Source organism: Cupriavidus basilensis OR16 (genome assembly GCF_000243095.1).
Classification (GTDB): Bacteria; Pseudomonadota; Gammaproteobacteria; order Burkholderiales; family Burkholderiaceae; genus Cupriavidus; species Cupriavidus basilensis_D.
Window position 1 is genome coordinate 1 of sequence record NZ_AHJE01000107.1, and the last position, 21,015, is coordinate 21,015.

General features: G+C 65.8%; 15 protein-coding genes and 4 pseudogenes. 13 read left to right on the forward strand and 6 right to left on the reverse strand.

Annotated features, from left to right (window positions below; all coding sequences use genetic code 11):
• The 3 genes from OR16_RS32075 to OR16_RS32085 form a co-directional block, all read left to right on the forward strand.
• On the forward strand, positions 1–458 hold a 458-nt coding region (locus OR16_RS32075; protein WP_006162891.1), incomplete at its 5' end, for a winged helix-turn-helix domain-containing protein.
• Positions 455–1,774 (forward strand): ATP-binding protein, encoded by a 1,320-nt coding sequence (locus tag OR16_RS32080; RefSeq protein WP_006162892.1) that lies wholly within the window; start codon positions 455–457, stop codon positions 1,772–1,774. The genes OR16_RS32075 and OR16_RS32080, both read left to right, overlap by 4 nt.
• A 120-nt stretch (positions 1,775–1,894) precedes the next feature.
• Entirely contained in the window at positions 1,895–3,388 is a 1,494-nt protein-coding gene (locus OR16_RS32085; protein WP_006162893.1) for a glycosyltransferase family 39 protein, read from the forward strand.
• Here OR16_RS32085 and OR16_RS32090 read toward each other — a convergent pair whose 3' ends face one another.
• Positions 3,389–3,892, reverse strand: coding sequence for a helix-turn-helix transcriptional regulator (locus OR16_RS32090; protein WP_006162894.1), 504 nt, complete (start codon positions 3,890–3,892; stop codon positions 3,389–3,391).
• A 380-nt stretch (positions 3,893–4,272) separates the two neighbouring features.
• Here OR16_RS32090 and OR16_RS32095 point away from each other — a divergent pair, with 380 nt between their 5' ends.
• The 4 genes from OR16_RS32095 to OR16_RS32105 all read left to right on the forward strand — a co-directional run bounded on the left by OR16_RS32095 (position 4,273) and on the right by OR16_RS32105 (position 7,455).
• A complete protein-coding gene (locus OR16_RS32095; RefSeq protein ID WP_050983170.1) occupies positions 4,273–5,472 on the forward strand; it encodes a TonB-dependent receptor in 1,200 nt (399 codons plus the stop codon).
• A 20-nt stretch (positions 5,473–5,492) separates the two neighbouring features.
• Complete coding sequence (locus tag OR16_RS40165) at positions 5,493–6,101, forward strand: TonB-dependent receptor domain-containing protein (protein WP_050983171.1); 609 nt, start codon at positions 5,493–5,495, stop codon at positions 6,099–6,101.
• A 99-nt stretch (positions 6,102–6,200) separates the two neighbouring features.
• Positions 6,201–6,893: a DUF4198 domain-containing protein gene (locus OR16_RS32100; RefSeq protein ID WP_272942888.1), complete on the forward strand. Its 693-nt coding sequence runs from the start codon at positions 6,201–6,203 to the stop codon at positions 6,891–6,893.
• A gap of 52 nt (positions 6,894–6,945) precedes the next feature.
• Positions 6,946–7,455, forward strand: coding sequence for a Fur family transcriptional regulator (locus OR16_RS32105; RefSeq protein WP_006162896.1), 510 nt, complete (start codon positions 6,946–6,948; stop codon positions 7,453–7,455).
• Between the two features lie 49 nt (positions 7,456–7,504).
• Here OR16_RS32105 and OR16_RS32110 read toward each other — a convergent pair whose 3' ends face one another.
• The 4 genes and pseudogenes from OR16_RS32110 to OR16_RS32125 all read right to left on the reverse strand — a co-directional run bounded on the left by OR16_RS32110 (position 7,505) and on the right by OR16_RS32125 (position 11,468).
• Positions 7,505–8,020: a hypothetical protein gene (locus OR16_RS32110; RefSeq protein ID WP_006162897.1), complete on the reverse strand. Its 516-nt coding sequence runs from the start codon at positions 8,018–8,020 to the stop codon at positions 7,505–7,507.
• Positions 7,965–8,609, reverse strand: a complete 645-nt coding sequence (locus OR16_RS32115) for an FMN-binding protein (protein ID WP_081488938.1) — start codon at positions 8,607–8,609, stop codon at positions 7,965–7,967. Before OR16_RS32115 ends, OR16_RS32110 begins: the two co-directional genes overlap by 56 nt.
• A gap of 40 nt (positions 8,610–8,649) precedes the next feature.
• The gene (locus tag OR16_RS32120; protein ID WP_043422003.1) at positions 8,650–10,059 is read right to left on the reverse strand and encodes a hypothetical protein; all 1,410 of its coding nucleotides are present in this window, start codon (positions 10,057–10,059) and stop codon (positions 8,650–8,652) included.
• A 22-nt stretch (positions 10,060–10,081) separates the two neighbouring features.
• Positions 10,082–11,468 (reverse strand): annotated as a pseudogene (locus OR16_RS32125) (cytochrome-c peroxidase).
• A gap of 502 nt (positions 11,469–11,970) precedes the next feature.
• Between OR16_RS32125 and bfr the strand changes: the two are divergent.
• From bfr to OR16_RS32155, 6 genes and pseudogenes are all read left to right on the forward strand, one after another.
• Entirely contained in the window at positions 11,971–12,447 is a 477-nt protein-coding gene (gene bfr, locus OR16_RS32130) for a bacterioferritin (protein ID WP_006162901.1), read from the forward strand.
• A 218-nt stretch (positions 12,448–12,665) separates the two neighbouring features.
• On the forward strand, positions 12,666–13,178 hold the full coding sequence (locus tag OR16_RS32135; protein ID WP_006162902.1) for a sigma-70 family RNA polymerase sigma factor: 513 nt from the start codon (positions 12,666–12,668) through the stop codon (positions 13,176–13,178).
• A 4-nt stretch (positions 13,179–13,182) separates the two neighbouring features.
• Positions 13,183–14,072, forward strand: a pseudogene (locus OR16_RS32140) (DUF4880 domain-containing protein).
• Positions 14,073–14,203: 131 nt separating this feature from the next.
• Complete coding sequence (locus OR16_RS32145) at positions 14,204–16,693, forward strand: TonB-dependent siderophore receptor (protein WP_006162904.1); 2,490 nt, start codon at positions 14,204–14,206, stop codon at positions 16,691–16,693.
• A gap of 46 nt (positions 16,694–16,739) precedes the next feature.
• Positions 16,740–17,492, forward strand: a complete 753-nt coding sequence (locus tag OR16_RS32150) for a hypothetical protein (RefSeq protein WP_006162905.1) — start codon at positions 16,740–16,742, stop codon at positions 17,490–17,492.
• A 168-nt stretch (positions 17,493–17,660) separates the two neighbouring features.
• Positions 17,661–19,001, forward strand: a pseudogene (locus tag OR16_RS32155) (MFS transporter).
• Here the strand turns inward: OR16_RS32155 and OR16_RS32160 are convergent.
• Positions 18,992–21,015 (reverse strand): annotated as a pseudogene (locus OR16_RS32160) (FAD-binding and (Fe-S)-binding domain-containing protein); the annotation flags it as partial. The pseudogenes OR16_RS32155 and OR16_RS32160 sit on opposite strands and share 10 nt — an antisense overlap.

Sequence of the window (21,015 nt, forward strand, 5' to 3'; positions counted from 1 at the left end):
GCGGCCTGGCGTTGCCGGTGCTGATCCTGACCGCGCGCGACGCCACCGCGGACCGCGTGCGCGGCCTGGATGCCGGCGCCGACGATTACCTGGTCAAGCCGTTCGACCTGGACGAACTGTTCGCGCGCATCCGGGCACTGTTGCGCCGTAGCGCCGGGCGCGTCAGCACCGAGCTGGCGCATGGCCCGGTGCGCCTGGACCCCGCCACGCGTGAGGTGCGCTGCGCCGGCGAGATCGTGGCGCTGTCGATGCGCGAGTTCATGGTGCTGCAAGCCCTGATGGAGCAGCCGGGCCACGTTGTGACCCACGATCGCCTGCGCGAGGCGGTCTACAACATGAACGAGGAAATCAGCAGCAATACGGTGGAAGTCCATATACACGCGCTGCGCAAGAAGCTCGGCGCCGACTTCATCCGCAATGTGCGCGGTGTCGGCTACAAGCTGGGCGGCCCGGCATGAGGACGATCCGCGCCCAGTTGCTGGCCGGCCTGCTCGGGGCCGTGCTCGCGTGCGCCCTGGTGGCGGGCGCGGCCGCCTATTTCAAGGTGCGGCGCGAAGCTAACGAGGTCTTCGATGCGCAACTGCAGCAAGCAGCGCGCATGCTGCCGCCGCATCTGGAGCGCGACGCCACCCCGCCGCTGGACGGTAGCGAACTTGACGAAGAGATCGTGGTGCAGGCCTGGGATGTGCAGGGCCACCAGATCTACGCTTCGCATACAGTCACGCTGCCGCGCGCGGACCTGCCGGGCTTTCATGACCTGCAGGCGCATGGGAGCGAATGGCGCATCTACGGCGTGCGCAGCGGGGATCGCTATGTGCAGGCCGCGCAATCGGTGGTGTTTCGCCGCAAGCTGGCGGCCTCGCTGTCGCTTGGCGCGCTGCTGCCCATCCTGGCGCTGGTGCCAGTGCTGGGCTTGTTGATCCACCTGGTGGTCAGGCGCTCGCTGCGCCCGGTGGAGGAGATCGCGCGCGCGGTCGGCAGCCGCTCGGCAGATACCCTGGCGCCGCTGGACGCGCACGGCTGGCCGCCGGAACTGTTGCCGGTGGTAGATGCCCTCAATGCCCTGCTCGACCGCTTGCAGCAAGCCATGGACACCCAGCGCGCCTTTGTCGCCGACGCCGCGCACGAACTGCGCACGCCGCTCACCGCGCTCAAGCTGCAGCTGCAGCTGGCCCTGCGCGCCGGCAGCGAAGACAAGCAGAAACTGGCCCTTGCCAAGCTCGGCGAGCGCCTGGACCGCACCACCCACCTGGTGGCGCAGTTGCTGACGCTGGCGCGCAGCGAGGACGGCGCCCCTGCCACCCAGGCCCCGCTCACCGATGTGCGCTTGCACGACGTGGCGGTGCAGGTGGTGCGCGAACTGCTGCCCATGGCGGAAGCCAAGGATGTGGACCTGGGCCTGGACGCGAGCGCGCCTGAATGCCGGGTGCGTGGCGTGGCCGGCGATCTCTTCATCCTGCTGCGCAACCTGGCTGACAACGCGATCCGCTACACCAGCCCGGGGGGCCGGGTCGACCTGCGCATTGAATGGCGCAACGGCGCGCCGATGCTGGGCGTGAGCGACACCGGCCCGGGCATCGCGCCGGCCGAGCGCGACAATGTGTTCCGCCGCTTTCATCGCGGCGACGCCAGCGATGCGCATGGCAGCGGACTGGGCCTGGCGATCGTGCAGAGCATTGCCGTGCGCCACGGAGCCAGGGTATTGCTGGAGGACGGCCCGGCGGGCCGTGGCCTCACGGTGGCCGTGGTGTTCCCGCCCGAGGGCGGCGCATGAGCAAGCCCCGCCAGCGTTGCCGCCTGCCTGCCCCTGCTGGTGGCGGTGCTGGTGGCGCTGACGCACCGAGGCAGCCCGCGCCTTGGCGCCAAATCCATTTCACAGCAGCCTGGAGCCCCGATGCATCCCCAATCCGACTCTCGCTCCCCTGCGTTCTTCGCCCGGCGGGTGGCCGGCCTGCCGACATCCCTATGGCTGCTCGCCGGCCTGCTGATCCTGCTGCTGTGGTTTGGCACGCTCGATGCCCGCCACCTGCTCAGCTCCGATGAAGGCCGCTACGCCGAGATCTCGCGCGAGATGTTCGCCAGCGGGGACTGGGTAACGATTCGCTACAACGCGCTCAAATATTTCGAGAAACCGCCTTTCCATATGTGGGTGACGGCGCTGTCGTACACCTTGTTCGGCGTGGGCGACTGGCAGGCGCGGCTGTGCGTGGCGCTGTCCGGCATGGTCGGCCTCATCGCCTCGATGTTCGCGGCAACGCGCTGGTACGGCATCCGCGCCGGTCTGCTGACCGGCCTGGTGCTGGTGGCCGCGCCGATGTGGAGCGTGGCCTCGCACTTCAACTCGCTGGACATGACGCTGTCCGGCGCCATGGCCTGTGTGCTGGCCTTCATGCTGGTGGCGCAGCATCCCGAGGCTACCCCGACGGCCCGCCGCTATTGGATGTGGGCCTGCTGGGTGGCCATGGGCGTGGCGATCCTGAGCAAGGGCCTGGTGGGCATCGCCCTGCCCGGGCTGGTGCTGGTGATCTACACGCTGATCTCGCGCGATTTCGGCCTGTGGCGCCGCCTGCACCTGATCTCAGGCATCGTGCTGATGCTGATCGTGACGGTGCCCTGGTTCTGGCTGGTGTCGGCGCGCAACCCGGAATTCCCGAATTTCTTCTTTATCCACGAGCACTGGCAGCGCTACACCTCGACGGTGCACTCGCGCGGCGGGCCGGTCTGGTACTTCGTGCCGTTGCTGGTGGCAGGCTTCGTGCCCTGGCTGGGGCTGGTGCCGCGCATATGGGGGGTGATCCGCGACGATGGCGCCGCGGCGCGCGTGGCAGCGGTGCGGCGCCTCCGGCCGGCGCTGTTGCTGGCAGTGTGGGCGAGCGCCATCTTTGTCTTCTTCAGCCTGTCCGGCTCCAAGCTGCCCGGCTATATCGTGCCAGTCTTCCCGGCGCTCGGCATGCTGGCAGCCGTGGCGCTGGAGCGCATCGACGAGCGCGGCTGGCGCCGGCAGCTCAACGGCATGCTGGTGATCATGGCGATCGGTTTGCTGGCCAGCCCGGTGGTGGCCACGCTGGCGGTGCTCAAGGACGACATGCCGATCTATGGCGTGCGCACGCTGGACCACACCTTGCCGTTTTACCTGCGCCACACCACCGTGATGGTGGAACACCCCGACGAGCTGGAGTTCGGCACCCAGCAGGAGCCACAGAAATGGCTGCCCACGCTCGAGAGCTTTATCGCCCGCTGGCGCGAGAGGCCGCCGGCACTGGCGATCATGTCCGCAGATACCTATCGCGAACTGACCACGCGGCAGATACCGATGTACCTGGTTGCACAGGACCAGCGGCGCATCGTGGTGGCCAATTTTGCGCTACCGCCATCGCCCGGCCGCTGATCAGGCCGGTGAGGCCGGCGCCATCAGGTCTTCGAGAAAATACGCGGAGAGCTGGTGGCGCCCTTCCAGCTGGGCCTTGGCATAGACATTGGCGGCGTGCTGGCGCACCGTCTTGGCACGGCTCTCGCGCAGCGCCGCGATCTCTTCCAGCGAAAGCCCCTTGACCAGCAGCAGCGCCACATCCTTTTCCGCCGGAGTCAGCTTCCAGGTTTCGAACTGATCCTGCATCAGTTGCAGGAAATGGCGCGTCGAGACACGGGCGGCGTCATCACGTTCGGCCATCGCGCGCTCGCGCGCGTGCGCCGCGTTGCGCAGCTCTGCGAGGTCGCGCGCGGCGCGCTCCCGTTCCCGCACAAACAGATAGAGGATCCACACGAAGACCAGCGTGGCGATGGCTTCCGCTACCAGGTGGTAGTTGAAGCCACCGCTCAGGTGGATCTGGCTCAGGTCCCAGGCTTGGTAGGCCGGGAAGAAGGCGAGCAAAAGTAAAAGCTTGGGCGACATTGAGGATGGATTCCAGGCATGCGGGCAACCAAACCCGCTCGCACTGACGGCGCGAGGACGGAATGTAACTGATTCTCGTTACTAGGAAAAGCCCAACGTGCAATGCCGTCCCGGAATCCCCATAAACACGCCTCTTTAGCCACTTATCCGCGCCGGGACATATGTCCCGAAGCTCTTCCGGAACACCCGCAAGGCCAATGCCCACAGGGCAAACCGCCCGCAGGCGCAGGACATACGCCCCACCCGCGCGAACTTCCGTTGAGCACAAGAATGATTCGCATTAACCTCCACTGACTTCTGCTCCGAGGGCATTGCCAGCCCATTGCGAGCGGGCTTTCCACGCTCTGCATCCAGTCAACTTTTCCGCGAGTTCTTCTTTCATGTCACGTGCTTCCCGTCCCGGCTTCGTCCCACGCCCACACGCCATTGCGGCACTGGCCTGCGCGCTGGTCGCCGGCCTGCCGCTCGCAGCGCGGGCTCAGGCCACCCAGGCTTCGCAGGCCGAACAGACCTTGCCCCAGGTCACCACCTCTGCCGGCAAGGTTGCGCCCGGCAGCCTGCGCGACTCGGTGACGACCGGCACCAAGACGGACACGCCCTTGCGCGACATCCCGGCCGCCATCACCGTCATTCCCGACAGCGTGCTGCGCGAGCAAGGCGCGGTGGACATGAACTACGCGCTGCAGAACTCCGCCGGGGTGCAGCCTCTGTTGGCCGGCGGCTACGGCTTCGCCAACAACTACACCATCCGCGGCCTGGGCATGCGCTTCCTGCGCGACGGCTATCTCGACGGTCCCACCCAGAACGGCTACTACCGCACCATGTACGACGTGGACCGGATCGAAGTGCTCAAGGGCCCGGGCTCGGCGTTGTACGGCTCCGGCCAGCCCGGCGGCACCGTCAACGTCGTCACCAAGGCGCCACTCTCGAAGTTCGGCGCGGAGATCGGTGCGTTCGGCGGTAGCTTCGGCACCTGGGGCACGTATGTGGACGTGGGCGGGCCGGTCAGCTCGCAACTCTCCACCCGGCTGATCGCCGACGTGGAAAAGAGCGACGGCTACCGCGGGCTGTCGCGCGACATCAAGGAGGTCTCACCCTCGCTGAGTTGGGCGTATGACAACAACAAGACGCTGACGCTGGATTACGACCACCGCGATATCCGCATCAAGCCGGACAACTACGGCATCGTGTTCAATGCCCAAGGCAATATCGCCGCGGCCCCGCGCGACTCGCGCTACTACAGCCCGTTCAACGACACCCGGCAGACCATCGACCGCGTCACGCTGAGCCACGACTGGCAATTCGATCCCGCGCTCAGCATGCGTACCGCCTTTATCTACGACGAGCGCGGCCTCAACATGACGCGCAATGCCGGCGGCAACGGGGGCAACGCCGCTAACCAGATGACCGGACGTGCGGTGCGCACCCAGGTAGACGACAGCCAGTTCTCGCTGGTGCAAAACGAACTGGTCTGGAAAACCCGCACCGGCCCAGTCGACCACACCGTGCTGTTCGGCCTGGAATACGCCGACACGCGCATCGACACGGTCCGCACAGGCTATAACCTGCCCAATCCCTGAGCCTGCAGCCGGAGAGCGCGTTGCAAAAGGAAATCGGCGTCAAGGCGGACTTCCTGGACGGACGCCTGCAGACCAACGTCGCCCTGTTCGAGACCGAGCGCAAGAACTACTACATCACGCTGCCCGGCGCGCTCAACCCCACCCCAGATGGCCGCGACCGCTCGCGCGGGCTGGAGCTTGAAGTCACCGCGCGGCCCATGGCCGGCTGGTCGGTGCTGGCGAACTTTGTGGTGCAGAACGTCAAGGTCGAATCTAATGCCCTGGCCTCGAACGCACAGATGGGCGTCATCAACCGCAGCATCGCCGGCACGCGCCCGACCGGCGTGGCACGCACCGGCGCACGCCTGTGGACCACCTACGACTTCCAGCAAATGGCGCTGCACGGCTGGGGCGTCGGCCTCGGGCTGACCTATAAGGGCGATAGCTACGCCGACAGCCTGAACCTGTACCGCGTGCCGGCCTATGTGGTGCTCGATGCCGCGCTCTACTATCGCCAGAAGACCTGGGACGTCACGCTCAACCTGCGCAACCTGACCGACAAGACCTATTACATCTCGCCGACCTTCGCCGGCGCGCTCCCCGGCGACACGCGCAGCGCGATGCTGACCGCACGCTATCGTTTCCAGTAAGGACATCATGATGCAGACAACCTTGGCCCATGGCGCACGCAGCCCCCGCGCCGTCCGGGCGCGATCGCACGCATCGCCCTGACGCTCGCCGGCATTGCCCTGGCGGCGCCGGCAGGCGCGCACTATCTCTGGCTGGAGCCGGGCAAGCCCCTGGCGCATCTCTACTTCGGCGAGTTCGAGGAAGGCTTGCGCGAACGCTCGCCGGGGCGCCTGGACGAGATGCCCGAGCCACAAATCAGCGCCCCGGACGGCGCCGGCAAAACCGTCGCGCTCGATGCCACTCGTGGCCCGCAAGGCTTCAGCTTTGCCCTGCCGGCCCAGCGCGGCGCCGTCGTGGCCAGCGAGAGCCGCTACGCCGTAAAGGACTGGACACATGCGGGGATCGGCGTGGTCAAGCCGATGTTCTATGCGCGCCTGCTAGGCGAGGCCAAGGCGGGCATGCCCGCCGTGCCGCCAGACACGATCCAGGCGCTCGATATCCTGCCAACGGGCAAGGCCGGGGAGTTCCGCGTGGTGTTTCAGGGCACGCCGCTCCCGGCGACCGACGTGCGGATCATCGCGCCGAATGCCTGGACCCGCGAAGTGGCGACCGACAGCCAGGGCCTGGTCAGCTTCAAGTTCCCGTGGCGGGGCCAGTACATCCTGCACGTCATCCACCTGGAGCCCACGGCAGGCGCGTTCGACGGTGCGCCCTACGCGGCCATCCGCCATCGCGCCACGGCCACCCTGACGACCTCCAGCGGCGCCCGGACCGAAACCCCCACGACATGGCGCGCCTCCCCAACGCACTGATGCGGCCTCGGCAGGGTGCAGGCACAACGCGCGTGAAGCCGCTGCCCGCACGATGCTGAAGATCAGCCGGCGCGCCGGCACCGCCTTCGCCCCCGCCGGCATGGCGCGCGTGGCCACACAGGGATCCATCTGGGGAGAGGCCGGCAAAGCCGCCGCGCAAGAGATCGCGGCGCGCGGGCTTGTGGTTTCCATTGCCCGGATCGCGTTGCTGCTTGTGATGCGGCAGATCCCGTCGCGACACGCCACCGCCGAGCAGATCTGCCGGGAAATGCTGCAATCTCCGTACCGCACACCGATCTCGACCTTCAGGACGGCCATCTACGAGTTCACGGACGTTGGCCTGCTTGCCCTGGTGCATTACTACGAACTGGCCGACCGCCCCCCGCATGAGCACCTCTATTGCACCCAATGCCAACGCATGGAAGAGGTGCGCGACGAGCCGCTGATGGCCTTGCGCCGCGCGCGGTTTGCGGCTCAGGGATTGCGTCCCGCCAACATGCGCACCGTGCTCATTGGCCAGTGCAAGGATTGCACCTGCCACAAAGCCCGGCAGCAGGACTGAGATCCAGCGCTGAGATCGTTAAGGCGCCTGAACGCTAGCCCGGCAGGGCTCAGTCGCGCCCGGTTGCCTTGCGCCCCATAGCCTGGTGGATCCAGAACAGGGCGCAGACAATGACGCCACCGCCCCAGTGCAGCCACTCCGTCGCGTTGCGCAAGGCTTCGCCATTGAAGTAGTAGAGGCCGAAGCCGGTTACGACCAGCAATGCCACAACGCCCCCGAACAAGCCGCCGGCAAGGCGATTGTGGCGCCGCGTCCAGCAGTACCGGATGTGCACCGACCAGATGACACCGAGCAGGAACGTGACAAAGAACGCTGCGGCTCCATGCACTCGCATGCTCCAGGCCTGCCACGGCGCGGTAGTTTCCGGCTCGAACTCAATAAAACGCGCAAGCAGCCATGCCAGGCCGGTCAGCAGCAGCAACGCGAACGCCGCGTACAAGGCCCAGAAGCGGCCGATGTCACTCAAGCGGTCGTGGCAGTTCATCAGCCGCTGGACCTGTGCGATCTGGTCAAACGCGGCGCGCACCGCCTGCGCGGCGTCGGTGCCGCGCGCGTGGATATCCACCAGCGTCCCAAGCAGCGGGCGGGCGCGGCGGCATGGCGCGCGGTGCCATGTTTGCCATCACCACGATGCGCCGGATCCCGTCGGTGATATGCGTGCACGAGAGCGTGGCGCCGCTGATGTTGTCGATGTCGTCCCCGACGCGCAGCGCCGCCTGCGCGGACTTGCCGGTGAACTGGCTGCGCCAGGGCTTGTTGCGCACCTCGTAGCCGTGGCTCTCCCGATAGGCCAGGATCTCCACGTCGCGGATCTCGCCGGCCGGGCTCAGGGCAATGGCATAGTTGATCAGCTCGAACTTGCCGATCACGGCGTCAGCCACGACAAAGCCGAGTACATTGCCGCCCTGCCTGGCCTGCCAGACGCGCCATGCGCTCATGCGTGCCGGCCCCCCGGCGCGCTCCGCCAGTTGCCGGAGCTGGTCCGGATTGAGCGCGACCACCATCGGCACGAACTCGGTGGCATCGGCGAACATGAGTTTCTGGCTATCGGCCACGCTCAAATATTCCGCCGCATACACCTGGGTGACCACCAACCCGGCGCACGCCGTGGCCGCGGCGCAGACCAGGGCGCTAGGTACAGACCGGTAACGCATTGCATCCTCCTTGTAAGCGGCAGGCGCCGCGAGCGGGCGCTTAGAAATACACGCCCAGGCCAAGATCGATCCGCGTGAAATCGCGGTTGATGCGGAAGCGCTGATAGTCGATCTTGAACACGACGTTCGGGTTCAGGTAGAAATTCAGGCCTGCCGTCCACACGATATCGTAGGGCTTGGGGAAGACCGCGCCCGTTGCCGTGACCGGCTGGGTCGGCGTGGCCGAGAAGCCCGGGGCAATGCCCTCGTACTTGGCGCCCATGTTGTAGCGCTCGAAACGCACGAACGGCACCGCACGATAATTGCCGTGCTGCCATACGTTGTAAGCGGCCTGCAGGTACCAGCCATAGAAGGAGGCAGGCATCGGGTTTGCCGTACCCGGGAACTGGGCATTGACCTGGGCAGTATTGCTGATGCTGCCTTGCGCATAGAGGGCTGACAAATCCCACTTGCCCGGGTTCCAGCGTGCGTGGGTCTCCCACAGGGTGGAGCGCTGGCTGCCTGCGCCCGCCGCCGGGTTGGCGTTGCCGGTAAATACCGAGCCGCCCAGCAACAGCGAGGACACGCCACGATAGTTCAGCGAGATGTATTGCGAGGCGTTCTTCGCATTCGCCAGGGACATTTCCTGGTGGGTCGCCTGCATGGGCGCCACGCCGTTGATCTGCAGGTCAAGCGCCGAACTGTAGAGCGGCGTCTCCGGCGTGAAATTCCACTTGGAGAGGTCCAGGCCGGTGGTCAACCCGACATTCCAGTCGAGTCCGAAATCCGTATTGCCATGCAGGGCAAACCCGCCTTCGCGCCAGGTGCTCGGAATGATCAAGGTCTCGATGAAATTGCGGTAAACGCCATAGTAGGCCGTGGGCTCGTGGTGCTCGTTGATCAGGCCCACCGGCATCAGGAACACCCCGGCGGTCATGCCCACCTTGTTGGTGAACATATGATCGACGTAGAACTGCTCGACCTCGAACTCGCCCCGATCCGAGGAGGACGCAATGGCATGCTCGACCTCGAACTCGGAGGCGAACCGGGTCTTCTCGTCGAATCGGTAACCGAAGCCAAAGACCGCCCGCCCGATATCCGCGCGCGTGTCGTTGGTATTGCGGCTGGGCCGCGAGTAGTTGATCTCCCCGTAGCCGAACACGCTCAGGTTATCCAGCGCAGACGGCTTGGCGGCGACCTGCTGCAAGGTCTCCTGCGAGGCCTGCAACTGCGCCACCTGGGCGGTCTGGTCGGCCTGCTGCCGGGCCTGTGTTTGCTGCTGCGTGGCCATGGTGGCGTTCTGGTCCTTCACGGCCTTGAGTTCCGCCTTGAGGGCCTCGAGCTGGCCGGCCATGTCGTCGAGCTTGCGCTCAAGCTGTTGCACCACGGCAGGGCTCACTGTCGCCGGCGCACCCCACACAGGTGTCCCCACCGCGGCCAGCACCGCCGCGGCAATTGCACTTCTCTTCATATCACGCCCCCTCTTTTCCTGATTATTTGCTTTGTGTGGTAACTACAGCGGAGCCCGCGCGCGTGGCGGCAACGCTGGCCGCAGTCGACTGGCACTGCGCCGGGACTGAATAGGCCGACGGATTGGCGGGATCGAAGCCATCGGTCAAGGTGCACAGGAATCGCACCAGGTCGGCAATCTCGCTATTGGTCAGGTTCGGGGCCAGCGACGGGATGTAGGGCACCTCGGCCACATTGACATTGGCGCCGTAGGCCGCTGGCAGGTCGTTGTAGGGAATATCGGGGGTACCGTCGGCCTTGGCATACCAGCGGGCGGGATCGGTATCGCGCGTGATGTACCACGTCACCGTCTCCTCCAGCGTGTTGAACACGCCGTTGTGGAAGTACGGCCCGGTCAGCGCGATATTGCGCAGGGTCGGCACCTTGAACGCACCGCACACGCTGGTGCGGCTGGAGAACGCCGTACGCAGCGGGCCGCACAGCCCCAGGTCGAAGTAATCGTGATTGGGCGCGCCCAGCGCCGTGCCATTCTTGGGTGCGTAGCCAAGGGGGTTGCCATCGATGTTCGCGGCAATCTTCCAGTTGCGCGGGATGCCGACATTGTCATAGGTGAAGTCGGTAAACAGCGCTGGCGTGGTAGCCGTCGGCGTGGACACGTGGCAAGCCGTGCAGTTGCCTTTGGCCGGGTTGTTGAACAGCGCCAGGCCATTGAGCTCCTGCGGGGCCAGCGCCACGCTGCCTTTCAGGTAGGCGTCGTACTTGCTCGAGAAAGGATGGAAGGATGGGTCTTCCTTCTGGTATTGGGCAAGCGCCTGCCCGATATTGTGTAGCGTGGCCGTCGCATCCTTGACGGAATCCTGACCGAAGACGGCCTTGAAGTCCGCCAGGTAAGGCCGGGTCAGCAGCTTCGCCAGCACCTCGTCGGCGGAGGCATTGGCCATTTCGAATGGCGTCACGAACGGCAGCTCGGCCTGGTCGGCAAGCGACGCCGCCCGTCCGTCCCGGAAGAACCCGCCGACGGATTTGCCGTCTGCCTGGACACTGAAAGCCGGCGTGAATTGCGTATAGACGAGCGACGGTGCATTGCGCAAGCCTGGCAGGTCCATATTGGGCCCGCCCAGCGGCACGGCCAGCCCGTCATCCGCGGCGTAAGCCCGGCTCTGCACGTGGCAAGTTGCGCAGGATTGCTTGCCAGAGGCCGACAGCGCCGTATCGGAGAAGATTTTCTCGCCGACCTCGCGCCATGGCCGACAGCGGGTTGGCGGCCGGCGTGGTGCTGGACGATGCCGGGCTGCTGTCGCTGCCGCCACCACAGCCCGCCAGCAACGCAACCGTCAGTGCCGCACCAGCCCAGGCGCGCGCGGCTATCCCCCCGCAGTGCCGCTCCCGGCGGCCTGTTCTTGTTGTCATGTCCCTGTGGCTCTTGAAGCACGATTCTTGCGTGATTGACAGGTCGTATTCGTCGCGAATCGCGAATACGAACGATTTGTGTTACCGATTATAAGGAAAGGAAAGCCAGGACCGCTAGTAGCCTTGCGCGCTTCGTTGAGACCAAAGCGAAACTGTTGCATCGGCACAGCAGATGATGGAAAAAGCGATCATTTTGATATATACATAGCCGAATTTATCGATCTTTAAAGACAATCAAAATGCATCTCGAATGTCTGCACATGACAACAAAACGAAGGAAAACCTCGCCAGATACGCATGAGCCACACGCGCCAGATGCGAACGAGGCTGGCTGCGGCGCCGACCAGCCGATTGATGAGCGCCAGCCGCAATGGAAATCAAAACAATAAGCATTTGCAATATAACCGCGGCAATTTAATTAATATCTTGTCTTCCGGAATAATGAAATTATTATATTGATTGAATTCGCCGGTTTTAAATCAGCTAATTGGGAATCAATATCATGAAAGGCGACAAGAAGGTTCTTCAGCTTCTCAATGGCCAGCTGAAGCATGAATTAACGGCAATCAACCAGTACTTTTTGCACGCGCGCATGTACAGGCACTGGGGCTTGAGCGCCCTAGGCAAGCACGAGTATGAAGAGTCGATCGAAGAGATGAAGCATGCGGACAAGCTCATTGAACGCATACTCATGCTTGGTGGGCTTCCAAACCTCCAGGACCTCGACAAACTGCTGCTTGGAGAAAATACCGAGGAGATGCTGGCTTGCGACCTGAAGCTTGAACTTGTTTCTCAAGCCAGTTGTAAAGAAGCCATCAAGCACTTTGAATCCGTCAGCGATTACGTGTCGCGGGAAATCATCGTCGGGATTCTGGATGACACGGAAGAACACATCGACTGGCTCCAGACGCAGCTGGAGCTCGTCGCGAAGGTTGGCCTGCAGAACTACCTGCAATCCGCCATGGGCGTTCCCGACTGATACCGCACCGCTCGGATAAAGCCGGGCGCGGCCCCCGGCCTGCCTGGGGCGCCCTTGCGCTTCCAGGCCAATCGCACCGCGCATCTGCACGGCAGGTCCCCCCTGGCCAACGCAGCAGTGATCGTCATTGCCACCGGCAAGCCCGCTTTGTTATACTGAGAATAGTTCTCATTTCTTTTGGCTGGTGCCGAGCACCTCCTTCCGGGTAGAAAGTGCCAATGCCGGCCGCCGATTCTCCGCTTCAGCGTGACTTGCTCTCCCTCTACAGTGACCACCACCGCTGGCTGTGTGGCTGGCTGCGCAAGAAGCTCGGCTGCGCCCATCGCGCCGCGGATCTGGCGCACGACACCTTCCTGCGCCTGCTCGCCCGCGAGGAAGCCATCGCGATCCAGGAGCCGCGCGCGTTTCTCACCACGGTTGCCCAGCGGGTGCTGGCCAATCACTGGCGGCGCGAGCAAATAGAACGCGCCTATCTCGAGGCGCTGGCGCAGATGCCGCTGTCGCTGTCGCCTTCGCCTGAAGAGCGCGCCATCCTGCTGGAAACCTTGTTTGAGATCGACCGCTTGCTGGCCGGCCTGCCCACACCGGTCAAGCGGGCGTTCCTGCTCTCACAGCTCGACGGGCTTGGCCAGGCAGAGATCGCCACGCAACTCGGTATCTCCGTGACTACCGTGAAGCGCTACCTCGTGCGTGCCGGAACGCAGTGCTATTTCGCGCTGCCGGTGGATTGAAACCATGCCGCCAGGGACACCCGCAGGGATTCCCCCCGAGGTCGCAACGCGCGCGGTCGAATGGCTGCTCGCGCTGCAAGCCGAGGATGCCACCGACGCCACGCGCCTGGCCTGGCAGCAGTGGCTGAAAGCCCACCCTGATCACGCCCGCGCCTGGCAATGCATCGAAGCGGTCAATGGCCGGCTGCGTGCGCTCTCGTCACCGGAGGGATCGGCCGTGGCCCACGCCACGCTGGCGCCGCCCCGCTCGCCCCGGCGCCGCGAGGCCGCCAAGACCCTGGCGCTGCTGCTGTTTGCCGGCGGTGGCGCGTGGCTGGTGCAAGAGCGCACACCATGGCGGGAATGGGTGGCGGACGGCACCGTGGTCTCGCTGAATACCGATAGCGCCTTCAACGTGCGCTTTTCAGGTTCCGCGCGTCGCGTGCAGCTGCTTCCTTCACCGTCGAGACCGCGCAGGGAGAACTGCAACCGCTCGGCACGCGCTTCACGGTGCGGCTGCAGCCTGAGGCCAGCCAGGTCGCCGTCTACGAAGGCGCGGTGGCCATCCGCCCACGCGACGGGCATGGCCTGGCTCGCACGCTGCAGGCCGGCGAGCAGGCCCGCGTCACCCGCACGGCAATCGGCGAGTCCGCGCCGGCCAACGCTGCCGACACGGCGTGGGTCGACAACATGCTCGTAGCTACCGGCATGCGCCTGGACCGGTTCCTGGCCGAGCTTAGCCGGCATCGTCCGGGGCTCCTGCACTGCGATCCGGCGATCGCCGGCCTGCGCGTTTCCGGCACGTACCCGCTCGCGGATACCGACCGTGTCCTCGATATGCTGCGCACCACGATGCCGGTGGAAATCCGCTTCATGACGCGATATTGGGCAACCGTGCTGCCTGCGCGCCCTTAGCTTCAAACGTCCGAACCCTTTCCCCGAACTTTCCCCGAAAAAATCCCTGCCGCAGGTGGTCTGTTTTCGATTCTCGCGTGACATAGGGGGTAAGCGCACCACATCTCCCATCCGCCACCGAGCCATTGAATATGGAACCTCATCAAGACGCCGACGCCTTCGGCCGCCTCAAGCGCCATCCGCTAGCCTGCGCCATCGGGCATGCCGCCGTGGCCATGGGCCTCACCGCGACCTGCCTGCTACCCGGCATGGCGCGAGCGGCAGACACGGCGGCGGCGCCCGCGTCAGCGGCAACCAGGCCCTACAACATTCCGGCCGGCCCGCTGGAAGGCGCGCTCAACCGGCTGGGCCGTGAGGCCGGCATCCTGCTCTCCTTCCCGACGGACACCGCCGCCGGCCTGCAAAGCAAGGGATTGCACGGCCGTTATAGCGTGCCCGATGCGCTGGCCCAACTGCTGCAAGGCACGGGCCTGGCCGCCGTGGCGCAGGCCAATGGCGGCTATGCGTTGGTCAAGCACATCGAGACATCGGCCACGGCGCCTGCCGCGAGCGGCAACGAGGCCGCCCTGCCGCCGGTCACCGTGCGCGCCGACGCCGCGCGGGAGGACAGCTACCGCCCGCCGCCCACCGCTTCCGTCATGCGCTCGGACACGCCCTTGCTTGACACGCCGCAGGTGATCAACGTGGTGCCGGCCCAGGTACTGCGCGATCAGCGGCCCCGCAACCTGGACGACGCGCTCGGCAACATCAGCGGCATCACCCAGGGCAATACGTTGGCCGGCACGCAGGACACCATCATGAAGCGCGGCTTCGGCGGCAATCGCGACGGCTCGGTGATGCACAACGGCATGCCGCTGATACAGGGCCGCGGGCTCAACGCGGCAGCCGACAGCGTGGAGGTGCTCAAGGGCCCGTCCTCGCTGCTGTACGGCATCATGGATCCGGGCGGCGTGATCAATATCGTCAGCAAGCGGCCCATGCTGCAGCAGTACAACGCCATCTCCGTGCTCGGCTCCACCTATGGCCACGGCAAGAACGGCGCGGGCGCCACGCTGGATTCCACCGGCCCCATCGGCACCTCGGGCCTGGCGTATCGCCTGGTGGTGGACCAGGTCGACGAGCAATACTGGCGCAACTTCGGCGAGCATCGCGAGACGCTGGTGGCGCCATCGCTGGCCTGGTACGGCAAGGACACGCAGGTTGTGCTGTCCTACGAATACCGCAAGTTTCTCTATCCGTTCGATCGCGGCACGGCCATCGACCCGAAGACCAACGAGCCCCTTGCCATCCCCAGCCGGCGCCGCCTGGATGAGCCGTTCAACAGCATGAACGGGCAGTCCCACCTGGTGCAACTGGCGGTCGATCACCAGTTCAATGCCGATTGGAGGGGACACTTCGGGTACAGCTACAACCGCGAAAGCTACGACGCCAACCAGCTGCGCGTGTTCGGGGTCAACGCCACCACCGGCGTGCTGTCGCGCAGCAACGACGCCACCCATGGTGCCTTGAGCACGGACAGCTACGGCATTGCCTATGTGGATGGCCGCTTCACCGTGGCCGGGCTGCGCAACGACCTGCAGGTCGGCGTGGACAGCGAGTACCGCAGGATCTACCGCGCGGACCTGCTGCGCCAGAACACAACCCGCGCCTTCAACTACCTGAACCCGGTCTACGGCCTGGAGTCGCCATCGAGCACGGTCTCGGCCAGCGACAGCGACCAGACGGACACGCTGCACGATAGCTCGTTGTTCTTCCAGGACAGCCTGCACCTGAGCGAGAAATGGATCCTGGTGGGCGGCGCCCGCTTCCTCTCGTACAGCCAGGTCGCCGGGCGCGGCCGGCCGTTCAACGTCAACACCGACATCAACGGAAACAAATGGCTGCCGCGCGCCGGCCTGGTCTACAAATGGACCGAGGCCGTGTCGCTGTATGGCAGCTACACCCAGTCGCTCAAGCCGACCTCGACCATCGCGCCGCTCAGCTCGGGCGTGGTGATCGACTCGGGTGTGTTGCCGGAAGAAGCGCGGTCGTGGGAACTGGGCACCAAGCTGGACCTTCCGGGCAGCATGACCGGCTCGCTGGCGTTCTTCAATATCGACAAGAAGAACGTGCTGGTGTCCCAGTACAACGACGTGACCCGGCAGACCGACTGGCGCACCTCCGGCCGCGCGCGCTCGCGCGGGATCGAGCTCGATGTGGCCGGCCAGATCGGCGAGCGCTGGAACCTGATCGGCAGCTATGCCTATATCGACGCCAAGACCACCGAGGATCCCTTGTACGCCGGCAATCGCCTGTGGAATGTGGCGCAGCACACGGCAGCGCTTTCGGCCGTCTACGACTTCGGCCAGATCTTCGGCGGCGACAAGCTGCGCCTGGGCGCAGGCGCGCACTATGTGGGCAACCGCCCCGGCGATTCGGCCAACAGCTTCACGCTGCCTGCCTACACCGTGGCGGACGCCTTCGCCACCTACGAGACCAAGGTCGGGCAGCGCAAGCTCAGGTTCCAGCTCAACGTGAAGAACCTGTTCAACCGCACCTACTACCCGTCCAGCGTCAACAAGTACTTCGTATCGGTGGGCGATGCACGGCAGGTCACGCTCCTTTCCACCTTTGAATTCTGAGCGAGCGGCTAGCGCCAGTGATTTTCCAACCAGGAATGCAGACATCATGAAGATTGAAGACTCCCGCCCCGCGGCCTTTACTGACGCCGTGGCCAAGACGCTGCGCGCGACGATCGCGGGCCTGCTGATGGCCGCCTGCGGCGCCAGCCTGTCTGCCCACGCCGCACAGGCCATCGGGCAGGGCAAGAAGGTCGCGCTGATCATCCAGGCCGCGGGGCCCGACGCGGCCGTCGACCAGAAGATCAAATCGCACCTGGAAGCACGCGGCTACGCGGTCAGCCTGGTCGAGCAGGATCAATCGCCTGACGCCGTGCGCGACGCGGATCTCGTCGTCATGTCGTCCACCGTCTCGGCCAAGCGCGTAGCCACCGGATGGCGCCAGTTGCCCAAACCCCTGCTGACCTGGGAGAACGACTTGCTGGACGACCTGGCCATGACCGGCAAGCGCCACGATGTGGACTTCGGCGAAGCGCCCAAGGAGCGCTATGTGTGGCTGGTCAATGCACCGCATCCCATTGCCGCGGGCCTGCCGGCCGGGGCGATCAACGTCTACGACCGCCAGGCTGGCATGAGCTGGGGCAAGCCTGGCCTGGGCGCCAGCATTATCGCCACGCTTTACGGCCAGCCGGAGAAGGCTGCCATCTTCGCCTATGAAAAGGGGGCGACGATGGACTATGAATCGCTTGCGCCCGCGCGCCGCGTCATGTTCTTCCTCGACAACGACACCTTCACCAACCTCGCGGCGCCAGGGCGCCAGCTCTTTGACGCCGCGGTGGATTGGGCTGCGGGCTTGAGGTAGGACACGGACTGTAGGACACGGACTGCGTAGCGGCGCGCTCGCCAGGTTTCAGCCAGGTTCCAGCCAGATTTCAAAAGGATATCCTTGTGTAATTAATGGTGCCGTCTTATTATCCAAGAATTAATTTGGATAATAGGAAGATGACAGCCCGCCTGTCGCACCCTCTCAATGACTCCTGACCGATCCCCTGCCGGCGCCTGGCGCAACCTGCTGCGCGGAAAAAACGGGCTGCTGGCCCTGGCCCTGACCGGCGGCGTGGCGCTCCATGCCATCAACGTTCACATCGTCACCACCGTGCTGCCTTCGGTGGTGCGCGACATCGGCGGCCTCGACTGGTACGCCTGGAACACCACCCTGTTCGTCGTAGCGTCCATCGCGGCGCCGCGCTGTCCGTGCGGCTGCTGGCCGCGCTGGCGGTGTTCGCGCTCGGGTCCGCCGGCTGCGCGCTCGCACCCTCCATGCCCTGGATGCTGGCCAGCCGCGGCGTGCAAGGACTGGGCGGCGGCACGCTGGCGGCGCTGAGCTATGCACTGATCCGCGTCGTGTTTGCCCCGCCGCTGTGGCCGCGCGCCGTGGCGCTGGTCTCGGGCATGTGGGGCGTGGCTACGCTGTGCGGGCCGGCGGTCGGCGGGTTGTTCGCGCAGGTCGGGCATTGGCGCTGGGCGTTTTGGACGCTCCTGCCGGTGTCCTTGCTGCAGGGTGTGCTGGTGGCAGTGCAGTTACGGCCGAACGGCAAGGCAGCAGCTTCCAGCGCCGTGCCCAGCATTCCGGCCATGCAGATCGCGTTGCTGGCGGCTTCCGTACTGGCCGTGGCCGCGGGCAGCCTGTCGGCCGCGATGGGCTGGCAGGCCGCCGGCATGGCGGCAGGGCTGGCGCTGGGCGCCATGGCCATCGCGCGGGACCGGCGCGCGGCGGTGCGCTTGCTGCCGACCAGCGGCACCGAGCCCGGCACGCCGCTGGGTGCGGTCTACGCCAGCGTGGCCCTGCTGCTCGTCGGCACCACCACCGAGGTGTTCGGAGCCTGGGCGCCTTGCTCTCTGCCGGGCAGCCCAGTGCGCGCGCGGCGGGCCGTGCTGCGGGCGGGGCCGGTGGCTGTGCGCGGCCAGCTTGCTGGCGCTGGCGATGGCCATGCCTGCCGGCGCCAGCCTGGTGCCGTGGGCACGCACGCTGCTCTGCGGCCTGGCGCTGGCCGGTGCTGGAGCCGGCGTGGGCATCGGCTGGCCCCATCTGCTGACGCGCGTGCTGACGCTTGCGCCACGCGGAGAGGAAGGCATGGCGTCGGCCGCCATCACCACCGTACAGCTCTATGGCATGGCGATCGGCGCGGCGGTTGCGGGGCTGGTGGCCAATGCGGCCGGGCTCATCGCGCCAGGCGGCACGGCGGGGGCACAATCCGCCGCGGCCTGGCTGTTCGCCAGTTTTGCGCTGGCGCCGGCCCTGGCAGCGCTGGCGGCACGCCGGATCAGCCACGTCGCGCCAGGACCATCTCGGCGTGAGCCTCAGGCCTGAGGCCCGCCCTCCCGCTTCAGCGCCATTGCCAGTACACGCGCCACGTGCATGGCCTCGGTGTCCGCGCCGTCCAGGATCTGGTGACGGCAGCTGGTGCCGTCGGCCACCACGATGGCATTGGCGGCACGCTTGCGCACCGCTGGCAGCAGCGACAGCTCGGCCATGGCTTGGGACGCCTCGTAATGCTCGGTCTCGTAGCCAAAGCTGCCCGCCATGCCGCAGCAGGATGATTCCACCGGAGACACCTTCAGGCCGGGGATCCAGCCAAGCACGGTCTGCACCGGCGTGAAGGCGTCAAATGCCTTCTGATGGCAGTGGCCATGCACCACGGCCTCGCTCGCCTGCAGCGCATCGAGATCGAGGGCGAGGCGGCCGGCCTTTTTCTCCCGCACTAGAAACTCCTCGAACAGGAATGCCTGCGCGGCGAGCTTCTTGGCCTCGTCGCCATAGCCATAGCCCAGGAACTCGTCGCGCAATGACAGCAGGCACGAAGGCTCCAGGCCGACGATGGGGATGCCGCGATCCACATAGGGCTTGACCGCGTCCAGCAGCCGCCGCGCCTCCTCCTTAGCCTGGTCCACCAGCCCCGCCGCCAGGAAGGTGCGGCCGCAACACAAGGGGCGCTCGCCCTCGATGCGGTTGAAATGCACCGTATAGCCCGCTGCCTCCAGCACCTGCTGCGCCGCCAGCGCGTTCCCCGGCTCCATGTAGTTGCTGAAGGTATCGACGAAGAGCATCACTTCGCGCCCCCCCGCGTCCTGGTGTTTCGCCCTGGCCTTGGACAAGAACGAAACCCTGAAGCGTGGCAGCGAGCGCTGCGGCGCGAATCCCATCGCGCGCTTCACCGCGCCGGCAATGCCGGGAATGCTGTCGGCCAGTGCAAGTAGCGCCGACAAGCGGCTGGCCATGGGCGCATAGCGCGGCATGAACGCCACCATGCGCTCTCGCAGGGTGATGCCGTGCCGCTGGGTCCAGGCGTGCCGCGCCTCGATCTTGAACCTGGCCATGTCCACGCCGGTCGGGCAATCGCGCCTGCAGCCCTTGCAGGAGACGCACAGGTCCAGCGCCTCCTTGACCTCCACGCTGGCCAGGCCGTCATCGCCCAGTTGCCCGGACACGGCCAGCCGCAGCGTAGCAAGGCGGCATAGCCCGGCGCGAAGCGGAAATTCTCGCGTGCGTCCATCTTGGGCGGGCGTACGATCTTGTCCGGGTTGAAGCGGTTGTCCGGATCGAACAGCGCCTTGATCTCGCCGAAGGCGGCGTTGATGCGCGGGCCATACTGCCAGGCCACCCATTCGCCCCGGCACAGGCCGTCGCCGTGCTCTCCGGAGTACGCGCCCTTGTACTCCCGCACCAGCTCCGCCGCTTCCTCGGCGATCTCGCGCATGCGCACCGCGCCGTCGCGCCGCATGTCCAGGATCGGGCGCACGTGGAGCGTGCCCACGCTGGCATGGGCATACCAGGTGCCTTCGGTCTCGTGCTTGTGGAACACGGCGGTGAGCCGGCGCGTGTACTCGGCCAGGTGCGCGAGCGGCACGGCGCAATCCTCGATGAAGGAGACCGGCTTGCCGTCGCCCTTCATGCTCATCATGATATTGAGCCCGGCCTTGCGCACGTCCCACAACGCCTTCTGCGCCTTGGCGTCGGCCATCTTGACCACCGAGCCTGGCAGCCCGAGGTCGCTCATCAGCGTCGCGAGGTCGTCCAGTTGCGCCAGCAGCGCGCTGTGTTCCTCCCCCGCGAACTCGACCAGCAGGATGGCCTGCGGGTCGCCGGACAAGGCGCTCTCGATGACGGGACGGAACGCCGGATTCTCCATCGACAGGTCGATCATGGTGCGATCCACCAACTCCACCGCAACCGGCTTGAGCTTGACGATATGCTGCGTCATGTCCATGGCCTGGTAGAACGTGGGAAATTCACCACGCCCAGCACCTTGTGCTGCGGCAGCGCGGACAGCTTCAGCGTGATCTGGCGGCTATAGGCCAGCGTGCCTTCCGAACCCACGAGGATA

Coding starts and splice junctions, on each gene's coding strand:
- OR16_RS32080 (WP_006162892.1), top strand. CDS start 455: ATGAGGACGATCCGCGCCCAGTTGCTGGCCGGCCTGCTCGGGGCCGTG.
- OR16_RS32085 (WP_006162893.1), top strand. CDS start 1,895: ATGCATCCCCAATCCGACTCTCGCTCCCCTGCGTTCTTCGCCCGGCGG.
- OR16_RS32090 (WP_006162894.1), bottom strand. CDS start 3,892: ATGTCGCCCAAGCTTTTACTTTTGCTCGCCTTCTTCCCGGCCTACCAA.
- OR16_RS32095 (WP_050983170.1), top strand. CDS start 4,273: ATGTCACGTGCTTCCCGTCCCGGCTTCGTCCCACGCCCACACGCCATT.
- OR16_RS32105 (WP_006162896.1), top strand. CDS start 6,946: ATGCTGAAGATCAGCCGGCGCGCCGGCACCGCCTTCGCCCCCGCCGGC.
- OR16_RS32115 (WP_081488938.1), bottom strand. CDS start 8,609: ATGCGTTACCGGTCTGTACCTAGCGCCCTGGTCTGCGCCGCGGCCACG.
- OR16_RS32120 (WP_043422003.1), bottom strand. CDS start 10,059: ATGAAGAGAAGTGCAATTGCCGCGGCGGTGCTGGCCGCGGTGGGGACA.
- bfr (WP_006162901.1), top strand. CDS start 11,971: ATGAAAGGCGACAAGAAGGTTCTTCAGCTTCTCAATGGCCAGCTGAAG.
- OR16_RS32135 (WP_006162902.1), top strand. CDS start 12,666: ATGCCGGCCGCCGATTCTCCGCTTCAGCGTGACTTGCTCTCCCTCTAC.
- OR16_RS32145 (WP_006162904.1), top strand. CDS start 14,204: ATGGAACCTCATCAAGACGCCGACGCCTTCGGCCGCCTCAAGCGCCAT.
- OR16_RS32150 (WP_006162905.1), top strand. CDS start 16,740: ATGAAGATTGAAGACTCCCGCCCCGCGGCCTTTACTGACGCCGTGGCC.